This window comes from Flavobacteriales bacterium (assembly GCA_020635855.1).
In the GTDB taxonomy this organism is placed as follows: Bacteria; Bacteroidota; Bacteroidia; order JACJYZ01; family JACJYZ01; genus JACJYZ01.
Genome location: JACJYZ010000003.1, coordinates 689,604 through 701,308, shown reverse-complemented (window position 1 = coordinate 701,308; position 11,705 = coordinate 689,604). Strand labels below are relative to the sequence as shown.

Sequence of the window (11,705 nt, the reverse complement as noted above, 5' to 3'; positions counted from 1 at the left end):
GACCTGAACAATCTACAGGCACGGTATGCGTTTCAAAGCCATTACCTATCTTTGGATCACTTTGCATAAATCCATTTATAGCCATTTACCTGCGCTGCTTTTGATCGCATGCCTTGCTTTCGCATGTAAAAAAGATCCGATCGACACCGACCCGGATGTTCGCCTGGAATTTTCGGAAGACACCGTTCTTTTTGATACCGTGTTTACAACGGTGGGGTCCAGCACCCAATATCTCAAAGTCTTCAACCGGAATAAAAAGAAGATCAACATTTCATCCATCTACCTGGCCGGTGGTAGCACTTCCAAATTCAGGATGAATGTGGATGGCATCAAGGGTACGGCAATCAAAGACGTTGAGATCGGCGGCGAAGACAGCATGTTCATTTTTATCGAGGTCACCCTTGACCCGAACAACACCAACAACCCACTGGTGGTCACCGACTCGATCGTATTCAATACCAACGACAACGTACAGGATGTGGACCTGGTTGCCTGGGGCCAGGATGCCTATTTCTATGCACCTCCCAAAGGGTACTCTGCTTTCCTTCTGCCCAACTGCCCTGAAACCTGGAGCAACGACAAACCGCATGTGATCTATGGGTATGCCGTGATTGATTCGGCCTGCAGCCTGACCATCGAAGCCGGAACACGGGTACATTTTCATAACAACTCGGGCCTGATCGCCCTGAACACATCCTCGCTTCACATCAACGGAACCGCCAGTGATCCGGTGCTGATCGCCGGCGACCGCCTGGAGGAAACATACAAAGACATTCCCGGGCAATGGAGCCGCATCTGGCTTTCCGCCGGCAGCATCAACAACACCATTGATCATGCCATCATCAGGAACGGCAGCGTAGGAATCCAGGTGGATACCGTAGGAAATGGAAATCCGACTTTAAAAATTAACAACACCGTGATTGAGAACATGACGGTGGCGGGATTATTTGCACAGGGGGCTGTGGTGGATGCCACCAACCTGATGGTATCCAATTGCGGACAGTATACCGTAGCCCTTACACTCGGCGGCGACTACCGCTTCCGTCATTGCACCATGGCAAATTACTGGAACTATGATGTAAGGCAGTCTCCCGCCGTGCTTGTCAACAACTGGTACAAAGATATCGATGAGAACATACAGCACAGGGATCTGGTCCGCGCTTACTTTGGCAACTGCATTATCTATGGAGGACTACCGAACGAGGTGGGTGTAGACCTTAAAAGCGGAGCATTGGGCAACTACATGTTCGATCATTGCATTCTGAAAGAAGATGGCAGTCATGATCTCCAGGATGCCACGCATTTCCTCTCCATTACCAAAACCAATCCGGGGTTCCTGGAACGCCCGCCGTTTATTTATGCATTGGATACATTATCGCCGGCCATTGATCTCGGCGATCCGTCCATCACCAATGCGTCAGACCCCATCACCACCGATATCACCGGCAATACGCGTGTGAAAGGACTGGCACCCGATCTCGGTGCATACGAAAAGGATTGACTTATCCCGGTATGAAGAACCGCCGCAAAACCCTGATCATTTTTTTACTGGCCATGGTTGCATGCACGGGAACGATAGCCTACATACGATACGCCATCCGGCAAAGGAATCTTCAAAACGCCATCGGGCACATGCCAAACGTCACCCTGTACACACCGCAGGGAAATGCCTTTTACACACAAAGCATGGAACCAGGACGCCGTGTGCTACTGATCTATTTCAATACGGAATGCCATTTATGCAAGGACGAGGTATTCCAGATCAAACGAAACCACAAAGCACTTGAAGACGTGGATATCCTGTTGGTCTCATCCCAGCTACCGGAAGAACTTCTTTCTTATACCGAAAATCAGAACCTTCAATTCTACCACAACATCCGTGTATTGAGCGATCGGGACCTACAGGCCATGCAGTTGTTTAAAATCCGGCTGAATCCTACATCTTTTGTATATAACAAAGAACATGTGTTGGCAGGCACATTCGAAGGAAAGACAAGCATCAACACCATCCTGTCTGCGCTGGGTCTATAAAGAAGCAGCCGGACCTAATCCCCCGAAATGGTTGCAATACCGGTTCTTCCTTAATGACTTCCCGACTACCATCAACTTGGATAGAAAAACATAAATAGGTATTTTTACCTATTGTAAAAACAGGTCTGTCCACTCATTTCTTGTATTGATCTATTTTTCAAAACAATTGTTAAATCAAAATTCTAATATTAATTTTTTTTACAACCTTTGAACCTACGTTCTTAATACCCTAACTCGGGGGGCAAACCGGCAACAGGGAATTATGGCATACCTTTCACGCATTGCACCCCACAACATGTATTCGTATGGAAAACATCAAGCTTGATGCCCGTGAAACTACGGCCATGAAGGAGTTCTATCAGGAAGAATACGACAAAGCCGTTCGTCGTCTCCAACACATAGAAAACATCCTTTCCCAATTAGGTGTCACCGGAGGTAAATGGGAGCTGGAAAGCAACCCGACCAAACGCAGGCAATCTGCCGGAGGAGACACATCCACCAAAAAGAAAAAACCAGGGCCCAAATCTGTATGGCGCATGCTGGTTCTAAAAAGATTGCGCCAGGTCGACCGTCCCCTGACATACGACCAACTGACGGAGGAAATCATGGGTTTCGCCAACATTCCGGCACAGCGTCAGCTTTCTACCAAGCAAGCCATTCTGCAGGTTTGTTTTAAACTCAGAACAATTGAAAAGAGAATTGATACTGCTTCTTTGGGTGTAAAGGAAAAATACCTGGGCCTGAAAAGCTGGTTTTCCAGTCCGGGTGTCTTGAAATCCGATTACGCCAAACGTGCGGAATTGATAAAGAAGGAAGGCACATCAGGCAAAACAAAGACCGCTGCCAAAGCAAAAGCCAAAGGGAAATCAACTCCCAGGCTGAAAGCCGGCACGGCGAAATCCGGGAAAGCAGCAACGACAAAGAAGGCCTCAAAAGCCAAGTCAACCCCGGGCAGAAAAGCAACCAAAGCTTCCGCCACCAAGGCAAAAACCAATGCAAGGCCCGGTACCTGGACCAAACCGGAATCAAAACGGAAGTCGGCAACCAATGTCTCCAAGAGCATTGCCAAAACCTTGGCCAATCAATTGGAAGAAGTTCTCAGCTAATTAACGCTTCGGAAGAAGCCTGCAAAATTTAAAGGGAAGGAGTATTACTTCTTCCCTTTTTCTGTACCCGGCTCCGGAGGATGAATCTTAAAAACGTTGGCATCCTTCAGTTCAAAATCATTCACCAGGTATACATGGGTATACCCATTCTCTACTCCGTAACCCGGTTTGCGGGTAAACTGAAAGCCGGTTTGCAATCCGCGAAAAATATGCCCTACCGGCTGGTCCCATGTCGTACATGCATGAACCCCGTTGGTGGCCAGGCGTTCCAGGAAGAACATCGCCACATCATAACCCAGGAAGGCATAGTTGGAAGGATCGGTATGGAATCGATCCCTGAACCTTACCATGAATTCCGTCACCGCAGGATTGGAATAATCCACATGATAAGAGGATGGAATATGAACGAACAGATTCTGCAGGTAGGCCACATCGATGTTGTCGAATCCTTTCCAATTCGGCATACCGAAAAGGATGATGTCCGGTCCATCTGTTTTTACCGCAGAGTAGTTCAACTTGGAAATCAGATCGCTTACCAGTGAATATTCCTTGCTAAGAAAAACCACCACATTGGTATCCTTAGCAGATAGCTGTGACCTCACGCCTTCAATTTTCTCTTTGGAGTAATTCACTTCCTTATAATTCACCGCAGACGAATCCCTGTATACAGGCAATGAAGTGTAGAGGGCATGCCGGAATTCATCCTTCAATTCCCGGTCACCGTCCCGATCCAGGTACACAACGATGAATTTGTGATGACTGTACTTTGCGGCACCGAGTTTACCGAGTGTCCTTACATGCACGGCTGCAGGAGTCGTTAATTTGGCTGCATGCGGCATTCCGGCCAACCATGCATCATCGATGGCAAACGGACTCACAACATCCACATGCTTGCGGCGTGCAGTCGGCAAAATTGTGTTCCAGCAATTCTCATACATAGGTCCGATCACCAGGTCGGTGCTATCCAGGGCACCTTGCCGTACCAACTTTTTCACCACGTTGGTATCATTTTCCGTGTCGTACACCTTCAGGTTGAATCCGATGCCGTTGGCATTTGAAACCGAATCACTGGCCATCAGCACGCCTTGATAGAATTCCAATCCGAGCCTCGATTGGGGGAGCACATGATCTTCCATTTCACCTGCTGGCGGCTCACGGCGCATACGCGCCTCGGTAGAGTCGTTCAAATCCAGGTATAGCGGCAATAACAGCGACACTGTATATTTCAATTTCAACGCTCCCGAGTCTACCGGAGGCATCGGAATAGAATCCATGCTTTCCATGTTCATGGCGTCGCTGGAAACCACAGGTTCGATCGCCGGCACATCTCCCTCCTTACCTCCTTTTCCATGCACGGGAATACGAAGTTCCATGCCGGCCTTCAGACCTTGTTGCTGCACAATGGGGTTTTCCATGGTGAGTTCGTCAACCGTAAGGTCGTATTGCTTTGCCAACGAATACATGGTTTCACCTTTTGCCACTTCGTGGTAGCTATACCCTTCCACCTTACCGGGTTTTTCAGGTTCTTTCTTGGGTGGGAAAGCCTTGGTTACCTTCTGTGGAATCGGGATCAGAACCAGCTGGTCTTCCTGCAGCCCGCTTGCGCGAACCCGGGGATTCAAATCCAGAATTTCCTCGATTTCAACATGGTGTTTTTTGGAAAGCGAATACAACGTGAGCCCCTTTTCCACTTTTCGCACTACGGCGGTTTTGCCGTACGCCTGGATGGTATCTCCCTCATGCCATTCGGGCTGTTGGCCAAAGGTGTATGCGCTTACACACAGGAGTCCGCAAGTAACAAAGATGCGGGACAAACGATTTGATGATGTTATTCCCATTCGATGGTTGCCGGTGGTTTTGAACTGATATCGTACACCACCCTGTTCACGCCTTTCACTTTGTTGATGATCTCATTGGAGATCTTTCCGAGGAACTCATAGGGCAGGTGACACCAGTCGGCGGTCATGCCATCCACAGAGGTGACCGCCCTCAGACATACAACGTTTTCATACGTGCGTTCGTCTCCCATGACTCCGACCGACTGTACGGGCAAAAAGATCGCTCCTGCCTGCCAGGTGGTATTATACAAGTTGTGTTTGACCAAACCTGAAATGAAAATGTGATCCACTTCCTGCAGGATGGAAACTTTCTCCGGGGTCACTTCTCCCAGGATGCGAATGGCCAGACCCGGTCCCGGGAAAGGATGACGACCTAGGCGGTCTTCCGGTAAGCCGAGACTTTTACCCACATTGCGAACTTCATCCTTAAAGAGGAAGCGCAGGGGTTCCACAATCTTGAGTTTCATGTAATCGGGCAACCCGCCAACGTTGTGATGGGACTTGATGGTGGCCGAAGGTCCCTTTACCGAAACGGATTCAATCACGTCGGGATAGATGGTGCCCTGGCCCAGCCATTTCACATCCTGTATGGCGTGCGCCTCTTCGTCGAACACCTCAATGAATACCCTTCCGATGATTTTGCGTTTCTGTTCGGGATCCGATATGCCTTTCAACGCATGAAGAAAACGATCGCGTGCATCCACACCTTTCACATTCAATCCCATTTTCTTGTACTGCGTCAGCACGTCCTCAAACTCATTTTTACGCAGCAGTCCGTTGTCTACAAAAATGCAATACAGGTTTTCACCAATGGCGCGATTAAGCAATCCGGCTGCGACGGTAGAGTCAACGCCTCCGGAAAGTCCGAGCACAACCTTGTCGCTCCCGAGTTGTTTTCTCAGGTTCTTCTCGGTTTCGCCTATATAAGACTCGGGGGTCCAGTCTTGTTTGCAACCGCACACATCCACCACGAAATTGCGTAGCAGTGTAAGGCCTTCGGTGGAATGGGTCACTTCCGGATGAAACTGGATACCGAATGTGGTTTCGCCTTTGATGCCGAATGCTGCGATCGCCACATCAGGTGTACTTGCGAGTGTTTCGAATGAATCGGGTACGGCACGGATGGTATCCGCGTGTGACATCCACACCTGGCTTCCAACGGTCATACCCTTCAGCAGGGAACTGTTATCGTTTAAGGAGGTGAGGTTTGCCCTTCCGTATTCGCGGTTCTCAGAAGGCGTTACTTCGCCTCCGGAACTTTGGGCAAGCCATTGTGCACCGTAACAAATACCCAACAAAGGCAAGCGCCCCCTGATGCGGGCTAGGTCCGGCGCGGGGGCTTTGTTATCGCGAACAGATGACGGGCTACCTGAAAGGATGACTCCTCTCACCTCTTCACCGAAATCAGGAATGTTGTTAAAGGGAACTATTTCGCAGTAAACATTCAACTCCCGAACCCTGCGGGCAATCAACTGGGTGTACTGCGATCCGAAATCTAAAATGAGAATACTGTCGTGCATGCACAAAGGTAGATATTATCCCCATTCGTGAAACAGCATGTCAGGCGATCAAACGAATTCCCGGATGGTAGTCACGGGTAAACGGCCTTTAACCGAAAATGATCAGCGCGGCCCAGGCGAGCGCAAGCACTGCAGCATATACTCCTGCAAAGATCTCAGCGGACGGGTTCGCGTTGTTTGAAGAATGATGTTCCATTTTACTTTGAAGCGTTGATGGGGTAAATATAAAAAAGAATTTTCTCGACCGGGCAATTTGTTGATCGGGGATATAAAAAAAGCGCCCCGCACATGTGGGACGCTTTTTCATCGGGTGGCTAACCGGGCTCGAACCGGCGACCCTCAGAACCACAATCTGATGCTCTAACCAACTGAGCTACAGCCACCGTATTTCTTCCCCTGCATACCGGATGCAGCGGGAAAGGTTTGCAAAAGTAAATATTTTTTGATTTCCTGCATTGTCATCAGCACTGCTTTTCAAATAATTACCTTTGTCATATGTCTGAACAACATACACCGGTCCGACTGGAAGTCAATGGCATGACCTGTGTGAATTGTGCCCAATCGGTCTCACGCAGCCTGGAAAAAGACGGCGCTGAAAATGTGGAGGTGAACTTCGTTACCAAAGAAGCCGCTTTCAATGTAACCGACCCTTCCCGGATACCCGACATGATCGCACACATCGAGGCCCTGGGCTACCGTGCCGGTCAGCCCGAGCACACCGGCACACATGATCACAGCCATCATGAACACAGCCACCTCGCCCGTCCGTTCTGGATATGCGCCGGCCTGTCACTACCGCTGGTACTACACATGTTCCTGCCGAATGTAACGTGGTTGCAAAACCCATTTTTCCAGTTGGCCCTCAGTCTGCCCGTATACCTTATCGGCATGTATCATTTCGGGCGCAGCGCATGGGCCTCCCTGAAGAGTGGCGTACCCAACATGGACGTACTGATCACCGTGGGTTCTTCTTCGGCATTTTTCTATAGCCTGGCCGGAGCACTCCTTTACTATGGCAAGCCGGAGATGCACCATTACCTTTTCTTCGAAACGGCAGCCACAATCATCACACTGATCCTGCTGGGCAACCTGCTCGAGGAAAAGTCGGTGCGGCAAACCACCACGGCGCTGGCCGAACTGAACAAACTCAGGGTAACCAAAGCCAAGGTGCTCGGAACGGATGGGCAGGTAACAGAGAAAAATTACGAAGACATTCGACCGGGTGACAAGCTGCTGGTGAATACCGGTGACAAGGTGCCTGTGGATGGCGTTATCTACTGGGGGGATACCAGCATAGACGAAAGCATGGTTACAGGCGAAAGCATACCGGTAGACAAACACAACGGCGACCCCGTGACGGGCGGCACCATCCTGGTATCCGGCTCTATCAAGATGGCGGCAAAACGTGTGGGGAACGATACGCTTCTTTCCAAAATCATTGAACTTGTCAAACAGGCACAACTGGCCAAACCTCCCATTCAGAAGCTGGGTGATCGCGTGAGTGCCGTATTCGTACCGGCCGTTCTGGTGATTGCACTTGCCACCCTCCTGGTATCCGCATGGGTCTTCGACATCAGCTGGCAAACATCATTAATGAGGAGCGTGGCCGTTCTGGTGATCTCCTGCCCGTGCGCCATGGGGCTTGCCACACCAACTGCCGTGATGGCCGGACTTGGACGTGCGGCCAAAAAAGGCATCCTGATCAAAGGCGGAGACACACTCGAATCTTTTGCCCGCATCAAGCAAATTGTGTTCGACAAGACCGGAACACTCACCACGGGCCGATTTCACCTGGCGGAAATCCGGGTTCATGACGGAAGCGATGAAGGTCAGGTAAAAAGCCTGATCCGTAGCATGGAGACACACTCGGATCACCCCATTGCCAAATCACTGGTAGAAGAACTGGCATCGGCAGCCCAGCTAACACTGGAAAACATACAAGAAACCAAAGGAGGCGGCATCAGCGCCCGCACATCCCAGGGTGACACCTACCTCCTGGGTTCGGCCAGGTTCACAGGATGGAATGAAGATACAGGTAATGCGGCCCTCTTCCTGGTACGAAATGGAAAACCCTGCGCTTCCATCCGGATTGAAGATGAACTGAAACCGGGGGTAAAGGAAGAAGTGACCTCCCTGAAAAAGCTCAGCATCCGTTGCATCATGGTAAGTGGGGATAAAAAGGACAAAGCCGAACAGATCGCCGCGCAATGCGGCATTGAAGAAGTATACAGCGAACAAAGTCCGGAAAACAAAATGTCGTTGATCGCTTCCTTTTCCGCAGAAGCACCCACCGCCATGGTAGGCGATGGCGTGAACGATGCACCGGCTCTTGCCAAAGCATCCGTGGGCATTTCCATCGGAAACGCCACGCAGGCGGCCATTCATTCTGCGCAAATCGTGCTGCTCAGTCACACCAACCTCGAACAACTTGCGTGGGCGAACAAACTCAGCAGGCAAACCTTGAAAACCATCAAGCAAAACCTATTCTGGGCATTCTTCTACAATGTGATCGCCATTCCCATTGCCGCCGCCGGATACCTCAACCCGATGATCGCAGCCCTCGCTATGGCATTTTCAGATGTGATCGTGATCGGGAACTCCATCCGTCTTAAAACAAAGCGTATCTGAAACTGCTCCGGCACATACCTGCATCCGTGCAGATGGCGCTGTCGGCATGCATGGCCTGGGTAATTTGTTTTATCATCACACCCGATTCCGGATATGACAAATCCTATACCCTCGAATGGGCACAACACCTGATGGGTTCGGGCATGGCCGGCATCTACCATGGCACGGATGTCAACTACCCTCCGGTCATCCTCTACCTGTTGCGATTCTTCACCTTGTTTTTCAACAGCGCTGATCAAATCACGCCAACCACAATCAATGCCTTCAAATACGTTGTGGTGCTCTTCGACATCGCAACATGCCTCCTTTTATGGAACTGGTTGAGGCATTCACGTTTTTCCCGTTTGAGGTTCATGCCCGTTGCATTGAACCTGGCACTCTGGTACAACACACTGTTGTGGGGACAGTATGATGCCATCCCCTTGTTTTTTGTCACCGCAGCCATTGCATTGGCATTCACACCGCATGCGGGTTGGGCGCTCCCGTGTATGTTGCTGGCCGTTTTCAGCAAACTGCAGATGGCCATCTTTGTTCCACCGTTGCTGGTGTTGTTGGCTACAACGCACCCTTTACGAAGGCTGGTTCGGGTTCCCTATCTCACATCCCTGGTTGTGTTGCCCATCCTTATCTGGCTGCCTTTTATCACCAAAGGGCATTTCACAGAAGCATTCCTGACCCCCTGGACGCGCGGAGTCGACTTCTATCCCAACCTGTCATTGCATGCCTACAACCTCTGGTACATCATCACACCGGGTGATCCCTATTCCACCTCCGACAAGATCCTGATGGGCGGGCTATCTGCCAAGACATGGGGACTGGCATTGTTTTGTACCCTGTCGGGACTACTGATATGGAAGCTATTTATGTTGATGCGAAGCCGCCCCCGTTCTTCCTCCCCCTTGCATTCTTCCTCTTTACCCCCTTACTCCTCTTTACCTTTCTACCTTCTCACCCTCGCACTGATCAACTTTTTCTTTTTTTTCTTTTGCACACAGATGCATGAGCGATACATACACCCTGCCGTATGGTTCGCCTCCGGGGCCTATATGCTGACCGGCAGGTGGTGGTCCATGGCAGTTCTTTCGGTTGCCTATGTATGCAACATGGAGGGTGTATCACACACGATCATGTATATTTTGCAGTTTAAAACCGGATGGCCGGGGCAGGTTCCGGCGCATTGGGTCATGCCACCCTTGCTCAATGCGTGTATATTTGGACTTGCCGGTTGTATGTTGTTTATGGATTGGATACGTGCTCACAACGCATTGAAACAGGTGACTCCCGAATGGCAGAAAAACTGATACAAAGCAGGGCCCTGCAGGTTTTCCAGGTGGTGCGCTACGGTGCATTGCTGCTATCGGGTGTATTGCTGGCCCGAAGCCCCTGGGCACCTGAATCCCTTTCCTCCTACGAGCAGGTGTTGTTCTTCGCCTCCGCCATCACGTTCTTCTGGGTAAATGGCATGGTTCAAACGCTGTTGGGACACGCCAACGAAGTAAACCGCCATGGCAAGTCGCGTCTGTTCTTTCAGGTCTTTCTCGTTTTGCAGGCAACCGCCCTGGTGGCTGCCCTGATCGTTTGGAGTTACCTGCGGCACGGCGCGGGAAATTTACCGCAACTGGGTCCCTGGGTGGCATTGTACATCTGCATCGGCGTACCGGCATTCCTGAATGAATACATGTATTTGCTGTTGGGGAAAGGATGGCAGATGATCGCATATGGAATTGCGTCCGCTCTCATCCAAATCATCATGGTGGTGATCCCGGCCTGGATGGGCATGCCCTTCACATATAGTTTATATGGTCTCTTGCTGGCAGCCGTTTGCCGGTACACCTGGCTATGGGTTCTGCTCGGGAGGTACGCCCAATTCAGATATGACTATTCCTTTTTACCGGCATTCGTTAAAATGTCCGCCCCGCTGGGCATTGCCGCATTGGTTGCAGGCATGGGAGAATATATTGACGGATGGTTGGTAACCGAATATATGGCCAAGGAAAGCTTTGCGGTCTTTCGTTACGGTGCCAGGGAATTTCCGGTTGCACTGTTGTTGGCCTCCGCTCTTTCCCAAAGCATGATTGCCAACTTCGCAGTGAAAGGTGAAGAGGAAACCCTACAGGCCATCAAGCTGCGGTCGGTGCGGTTGATGCACATCGTATTTCCATCGGCAATCCTACTTATGTTAACCAGTCATTGGTTGTTCCCGTTTGTATTCGGCGAACGATTCGGGGCAAGCGCAGATGTATTCAATGTATACCTGTTGATCACCGTAAGCCGACTTACTTTTCCACAGGTTGTGGTGATCGGGAGGCGGAAGCATAAGATCATACCAAAGGTTGCGCTGATTGAGATTATCCTTAATGTTGGCATCAGCCTGATGCTGATGCCAACCTGGGGCATGGCGGGCATTGCATGGGGAACGGTGATCGCGTATTCGGCAGAGAAGATGATACTAATCCTATACAACCATTACCGACTTAATATTTTCTTTGCATCGTATACCGCTGTCGGAAAACTGGCCATCTACACGTTCGTTTTACTCATCTCTTACTTCGCCGGCATCTACATTGGCTGACAAAAATTTC

General features: G+C 50.3%; 8 protein-coding genes and 1 tRNA gene. 6 read left to right on the top strand and 3 right to left on the bottom strand.

Annotation, left to right across the window (positions count from 1 at the left end):
• Positions 1-25 precede the first annotated feature (25 nt).
• From H6585_11345 to H6585_11335, 3 genes are all read left to right on the top strand, one after another.
• On the top strand, positions 26-1,501 hold the full coding sequence (locus tag H6585_11345) for a hypothetical protein (protein MCB9448929.1): 1,476 nt from the start codon (positions 26-28) through the stop codon (positions 1,499-1,501).
• 11 nt (positions 1,502-1,512) lie between these two features.
• Entirely contained in the window at positions 1,513-2,031 is a 519-nt protein-coding gene (locus H6585_11340; protein MCB9448928.1) for a redoxin domain-containing protein, read from the top strand.
• A gap of 305 nt (positions 2,032-2,336) precedes the next feature.
• Positions 2,337-3,137, top strand: a complete 801-nt coding sequence (locus H6585_11335; GenBank protein ID MCB9448927.1) for a hypothetical protein — start codon at positions 2,337-2,339, stop codon at positions 3,135-3,137.
• A gap of 44 nt (positions 3,138-3,181) precedes the next feature.
• On the opposite strand, the gene H6585_11330 is transcribed toward H6585_11335, so the two are convergent.
• From H6585_11330 to H6585_11320, 3 genes are all read right to left on the bottom strand, one after another.
• Complete coding sequence (locus H6585_11330; GenBank protein MCB9448926.1) at positions 3,182-4,951, bottom strand: LysM peptidoglycan-binding domain-containing protein; 1,770 nt, start codon at positions 4,949-4,951, stop codon at positions 3,182-3,184.
• A 14-nt stretch (positions 4,952-4,965) separates the two neighbouring features.
• Positions 4,966-6,495 (bottom strand): glutamine-hydrolyzing GMP synthase, encoded by a 1,530-nt coding sequence (gene guaA / locus H6585_11325; protein MCB9448925.1) that lies wholly within the window; start codon positions 6,493-6,495, stop codon positions 4,966-4,968.
• Between the two features lie 309 nt (positions 6,496-6,804).
• Positions 6,805-6,878: transfer RNA gene (locus H6585_11320), tRNA-His, on the bottom strand.
• 112 nt (positions 6,879-6,990) lie between these two features.
• Between H6585_11320 and cadA the strand changes: the two genes are divergently transcribed.
• The 3 genes from cadA to H6585_11305 are packed head-to-tail and all read left to right on the top strand — an operon-like array spanning position 6,991 to position 11,695.
• A complete protein-coding gene (cadA, locus tag H6585_11315) occupies positions 6,991-9,123 on the top strand; it encodes a cadmium-translocating P-type ATPase (GenBank protein ID MCB9448924.1) in 2,133 nt (710 codons plus the stop codon).
• A 32-nt stretch (positions 9,124-9,155) separates the two neighbouring features.
• Complete coding sequence (locus H6585_11310; GenBank protein MCB9448923.1) at positions 9,156-10,424, top strand: hypothetical protein; 1,269 nt, start codon at positions 9,156-9,158, stop codon at positions 10,422-10,424.
• Positions 10,409-11,695: a hypothetical protein gene (locus H6585_11305; GenBank protein ID MCB9448922.1), complete on the top strand. Its 1,287-nt coding sequence runs from the start codon at positions 10,409-10,411 to the stop codon at positions 11,693-11,695. The genes H6585_11310 and H6585_11305 overlap by 16 nt, the downstream gene beginning before the upstream one ends.
• The last annotated feature ends 10 nt before the right edge of the window (positions 11,696-11,705 follow it).